The following is a 5,126-nucleotide window of genomic DNA, read 5'->3' as shown; positions in this document are numbered from 1 at the left end:
CTAGTTGGTGGGGTAAAGGCCTACCAAGGCGACGATCTGTAGCTGGTCTGAGAGGACGACCAGCCACACTGGGACTGAGACACGGCCCAGACTCCTACGGGAGGCAGCAGTGGGGAATTTTGGACAATGGGCGCAAGCCTGATCCAGCAATGCCGCGTGTGTGAAGAAGGCCTTCGGGTTGTAAAGCACTTTTGTCCGGAAAGAAAACCTCCGGGTTAATACCCCGGGGGGATGACGGTACCGGAAGAATAAGCACCGGCTAACTACGTGCCAGCAGCCGCGGTAATACGTAGGGTGCAAGCGTTAATCGGAATTACTGGGCGTAAAGCGTGCGCAGGCGGTTCGTTAAGACAGATGTGAAATCCCCGGGCTTAACCTGGGAACTGCATTTGTGACTGGCGGACTCGAGTATGGCAGAGGGGGGTAGAATTCCACGTGTAGCAGTGAAATGCGTAGAGATGTGGAGGAATACCGATGGCGAAGGCAGCCCCCTGGGCCAATACTGACGCTCATGCACGAAAGCGTGGGGAGCAAACAGGATTAGATACCCTGGTAGTCCACGCCCTAAACGATGTCAACTGGTTGTCGGGCCTTCATTGGCTTGGTAACGTAGCTAACGCGTGAAGTTGACCGCCTGGGGAGTACGGTCGCAAGATTAAAACTCAAAGGAATTGACGGGGACCCGCACAAGCGGTGGATGATGTGGATTAATTCGATGCAACGCGAAAAACCTTACCTACCCTTGACATGTACGGAACCTGGCTGAGAGGTCGGGGTGCCCGAAAGGGAGCCGTAACACAGGTGCTGCATGGCTGTCGTCAGCTCGTGTCGTGAGATGTTGGGTTAAGTCCCGCAACGAGCGCAACCCTTGTCCCTAGTTGCTACGCAAGAGCACTCCAGGGAGACTGCCGGTGACAAACCGGAGGAAGGTGGGGATGACGTCAAGTCCTCATGGCCCTTATGGGTAGGGCTTCACACGTCATACAATGGTCGGAACAGAGGGTCGCCAACCCGCGAGGGGGAGCCAATCCCAGAAAACCGATCGTAGTCCGGATCGCACTCTGCAACTCGGGTGCGTGAAGCTGGAATCGCTAGTAATCGCGGATCAGCATGCCGCGGTGAATACGTTCCCGGGTCTTGTACACACCGCCCGTCACACCATGGGAGTGGGTTTTACCAGAAGTGGCTAGTCTAACCGCAAGGAGGACGGTCACCACGGTAGGATTCATGACTGGGGTGAAGTCGTAACAAGGTAGCCGTATCGGAAGGTGCGGCTGGATCACCTCCTTTCTCGAGCTGAACGTGTCAAACGTTGAGCGCTCACGCTTATCGGCTGTGAAAAAGACAGACTCAGGGGTCTGTAGCTCAGTCGGTTAGAGCACCGTCTTGATAAGGCGGGGGTCGATGGTTCGAATCCATCCAGACCCACCACTGTTTCTGCGGTGGCTGCAGCTAACCGATCAACCCCTGGGTAAAAACAGATAGCAGTATCTGTGCATGACTGGGGGATTAGCTCAGCTGGGAGAGCACCTGCTTTGCAAGCAGGGGGTCGTCGGTTCGATCCCGTCATCCTCCACCAATCTTCAATGCGTAGCGTTCTGCGGAGTAAGTGCAGAGGGTTGTGCATTGGCGATTGAGCCAGTCAGAGTGATACGCGGTGATAGCAACTGCGATATCGGCTGTCGTTCTTTAACAATCAGGAAGAAGTAGTAAAGAGATTCACGAAAGCGTACCTGGAGATGGGTATGTGAGTAGGTGAGTCAGGGTTGTGATTGTATCAATGTATGAAAGGGGAATCGGAAGATTGCCCTGGAATACGGCGCAACACGAATACTCAACCTGTAGCGAAGTGCGTCTTGAAAGAGACACACCCGTTATAGGGTCAAGCGAACAAGTGCATGTGGTGGATGCCTTGGCGATCACAGGCGATGAAGGACGCGGTAGCCTGCGAAAAGCTACGGGGAGCTGGCAAACGAGCTTTGATCCGTAGATGTCCGAATGGGGAAACCCACTCCGAATGGAGTATCCATGACTGAATACATAGGTCATGAGAAGCGAACGCGGTGAACTGAAACATCTAAGTAACCGCAGGAAAAGAAATCAACCGAGATTCCCAGAGTAGTGGCGAGCGAAATGGGACCAGCCTGTACTCTTTATCTTCGTTGTTAGTCGAACGCTCTGGAAAGTGCGGCCCTAGCAGGTGATAGCCCTGTAGACGAAAACAGTGAGGAAGAACTGGGTGTACGAGAAGTAGGGCGGGACACGTGAAATCCTGTCTGAAGATGGGGGGACCATCCTCCAAGGCTAAATACTCGTGATCGACCGATAGTGAACCAGTACCGTGAGGGAAAGGCGAAAAGAACCCCGGGAGGGGAGTGAAACAGATCCTGAAACCGCATGCATACAAACAGTCGGAGCCTTTGAAAGAGGGTGACGGCGTACCTTTTGTATAATGGGTCAGCGACTTACATTCAGTGGCGAGCTTAACCGATTAGGGCAGGCGTAGCGAAAGCGAGTCCGAACAGGGCGTCCAGTCGCTGGGTGTAGACCCGAAACCAGGTGATCTATCCATGGCCAGGATGAAGGTGCGGTAACACGTACTGGAGGTCCGAACCCACTAACGTTGAAAAGTTAGGGGATGAGCTGTGGATAGGGGTGAAAGGCTAAACAAACCTGGAAATAGCTGGTTCTCTCCGAAAACTATTTAGGTAGTGCCTCGTGTATCACCTTCGGGGGTAGAGCACTGTCATGGTTGTGGGGTCCATTGCGGATTACTACGCCATAGCAAACTCCGAATACCGAAGAGTGCAATCACGGGAGACAGACATCGGGTGCTAACGTCCGGTGTCAAGAGGGAAACAACCCAGACCGCCAGCTAAGGTCCCCAAATATTGCTAAGTGGGAAACGAAGTGGGAAGGCTAAAACAGTCAGGAGGTTGGCTTAGAAGCAGCCATCCTTTAAAGAAAGCGTAATAGCTCACTGATCGAGTCGTCCTGCGCGGAAGATGTAACGGGGCTAAGCAATATACCGAAGCTGCGGATGCATATTTATATGCATGGTAGGAGAGCGTTCCGTAAGCCTGCGAAGGTGCACTGGAAAGTGTGCTGGAGGTATCGGAAGTGCGAATGCTGACATGAGTAGCGATAAAGGGGGTGAAAGGCCCCCTCGCCGTAAGCCCAAGGTTTCCTACGCAACGTTCATCGGCGTAGGGTGAGTCGGCCCCTAAGGCGAGGCAGAAATGCGTAGCTGATGGGAAGCAGGTTAATATTCCTGCACCATTGTTGAATGCGATGGGGGGACGGATCGCGGAAGGTTGTCCGGGTGTTGGAAGTCCCGGTCCTTGCATTGGAGAAGGCGCTTTGGCAAATCCGGGCGCGGGATTCAAGGGTGCGAGGCCATTCACTTCGGTGAAGAAGCAATCGGAAGTGGTTCCAGGAAAAGCCTCTAAGCTTCAGTTCAACAAGACCGTACCGCAAACCGACACAGGTGGGCGAGATGAGTATTCTAAGGCGCTTGAGAGAACTCGGGAGAAGGAACTCGGCAAATTGGTACCGTAACTTCGGGATAAGGTACGCCCCGGTAGCCTGATGCGCCTGCGCGCAAAGGGTGAAGGGGTTGCAATAAACTGGTGGCTGCGACTGTTTAATAAAAACACAGCACTCTGCAAACACGAAAGTGGACGTATAGGGTGTGACGCCTGCCCGGTGCCGGAAGATTAAATGATGGGGTGCAAGCTCCTGATTGAAGTCCCGGTAAACGGCGGCCGTAACTATAACGGTCCTAAGGTAGCGAAATTCCTTGTCGGGTAAGTTCCGACCTGCACGAATGGCGTAACGATGGCCACACTGTCTCCTCCCGAGACTCAGCGAAGTTGAAGTGTTTGTGATGATGCAATCTCCCCGCGGCTAGACGGAAAGACCCCATGAACCTTTACTGTAGCTTTGCATTGGACTTTGAACCGGTCTGTGTAGGATAGGTGGGAGGCTGTGAAGCGTGGACGCCAGTCTGCGTGGAGCCAACCTTGAAATACCACCCTGATCTGTTTGAGGTTCTAACCTTGGTCCGTTATCCGGACTGGGGACAGTGCATGGTAGGCAGTTTGACTGGGGCGGTCTCCTCCCAAAGTGTAACGGAGGAGTACGAAGGTACGCTAGGTACGGTCGGAAATCGTGCTGATAGTGCAATGGCATAAGCGTGCTTAACTGCGAGACCGACAAGTCGAGCAGGTGCGAAAGCAGGTCATAGTGATCCGGTGGTTCTGTATGGAAGGGCCATCGCTCAACGGATAAAAGGTACTCTGGGGATAACAGGCTGATACCGCCCAAGAGTTCATATCGACGGCGGTGTTTGGCACCTCGATGTCGGCTCATCTCATCCTGGGGCTGTAGCCGGTCCCAAGGGTATGGCTGTTCGCCATTTAAAGAGGTACGTGAGCTGGGTTTAAAACGTCGTGAGACAGTTTGGTCCCTATCTGCCGTGGGCGCTGGATATTTGAAGGGGGCTGCTCCTAGTACGAGAGGACCGGAGTGGACGAACCTCTGGTGTACCGGTTGTCACGCCAGTGGCATCGCCGGGTAGCTATGTTCGGAAGAGATAACCGCTGAAAGCATCTAAGCGGGAAACTCGCCTTAAGATGAGATATCCCCGGGGCTTCGAGCCCCTTGAAGGGTCGTTCAAGACCAGGACGTTGATAGGTCAGGTGTGTAAGCGCAGTAATGCGTTGAGCTAACTGATACTAATTGCCCGTAAGGCTTGATCCTATAACAGGTGTGTCTCGACCAGAGTTGGCGCTTCAGCGCTTACTCCGGTCCGATCCCCGAAGGGGATGCGTGTGAACCCCCAGATGGGGTAGCAGAACGCACGGTTGAGATCAGTGTTGTGCCAGAAACAGCACAGCCCGAACTACCTGATGTTGACTCATCAGAAACTACTTCTTCCCGATTGGCTTCGCTGGCCGGAAAACCAGCGCGGCAACCAGTCATGCCTGATGACCATAGCGAGTCGGTCCCACCCCTTCCCATCCCGAACAGGACCGTGAAACGACTCCACGCCGATGATAGTGCGGATTGCCCGTGTGAAAGTAGGTAATCGTCAGGCTCCCCAGCAGTGAACAGAAACCCCACCC

The 5,126-nt window shown here is 53.9% G+C and carries 2 tRNA genes and 3 rRNA genes; all 5 read left to right on the top strand.

Features of this window, described 5'->3' with window-relative positions:
* Nucleotides 1–1,290, top strand: a 16S ribosomal RNA gene (locus PQR02_RS39565); the annotation flags it as partial.
* A 64-nt stretch (nucleotides 1,291–1,354) separates the two neighbouring features.
* A tRNA-Ile gene (locus tag PQR02_RS39560) sits at nucleotides 1,355–1,431 on the top strand.
* 72 nt (nucleotides 1,432–1,503) lie between these two features.
* A tRNA-Ala gene (locus PQR02_RS39555) sits at nucleotides 1,504–1,579 on the top strand.
* 301 nt (nucleotides 1,580–1,880) lie between these two features.
* Nucleotides 1,881–4,761 (top strand): 23S ribosomal RNA (locus PQR02_RS39550).
* A 223-nt stretch (nucleotides 4,762–4,984) separates the two neighbouring features.
* Nucleotides 4,985–5,098 (top strand): 5S ribosomal RNA (gene rrf / locus PQR02_RS39545).
* The last annotated feature ends 28 nt before the right edge of the window (nucleotides 5,099–5,126 follow it).

Origin of the sequence: Paraburkholderia sediminicola (assembly GCF_046026895.1) — a bacterium.
Lineage (GTDB): Bacteria > Pseudomonadota > Gammaproteobacteria > Burkholderiales > Burkholderiaceae > Paraburkholderia > Paraburkholderia sediminicola_C.
The sequence above is the reverse complement of the archived record's forward strand: the minus strand, read 5'-3'. Positions and strand labels throughout refer to the sequence as shown.